Raw genomic sequence first — 564 nt, forward strand, 5'->3', positions numbered from 1 at the left:
GCAGGTGGCGCAGCATCTGCTCCTGCGTGGGGCGCAGGCCCTGCGCCGGAAGGGGTGGGGTCTGGGGCATGGACTGGATATTCCTCGATCGGGCGACGCCCAAGGCCATGMCTGTGGCACAGGCGAGGATGCCGCGGCTGCGCGCCGCGGCCGGTCTCACTCCTTGACCGACCCGGTCAGCCCCGAGACGTAGTACTCGACGACGAAGGAATAGATGAAGGCCACCGGCAGCGATCCCAGCAGCGCCCCCGCCATCAGCGGCCCCCACTGGTAGACGTCGCCCTGCACCAGCTCGGTCACCACGCCGACCGGCAGCGTCTTGATTTCCGACGAAGAGACGAAGGTCAGCGCGTAGATGAACTCGTTCCACGACAGCGTGAAGGCGAAGATGCCGGCCGAGATCAAGCCCGGCACCGCCAGCGGCAGCACGATCTTGACCAGGATCTGCCAGCGGCTGGCACCGTCGATCAGCGCGCACTCCTCGAGCTCGGCCGGGATCGAGCGGAAGTAGCCCATCAGCAGCCAGGTGCAGAACGGGATCAGGAAGGTCGGATAGGTCAGCAC

At 66.8% G+C, this 564-nt stretch carries 1 protein-coding gene; it reads right to left on the minus strand.

Annotation, left to right across the window (positions count from 1 at the left end; translation table 11 throughout):
• Positions 1-156: 156 nt before the first annotated feature.
• Positions 157-564, minus strand: a 408-nt coding sequence (locus tag ACXJ3V_RS20520; protein WP_457102203.1) for a carbohydrate ABC transporter permease, incomplete at its 5' end; no start/stop codon positions are given.

The organism is Microbacterium sp. P5_E9 (assembly GCF_054049175.1).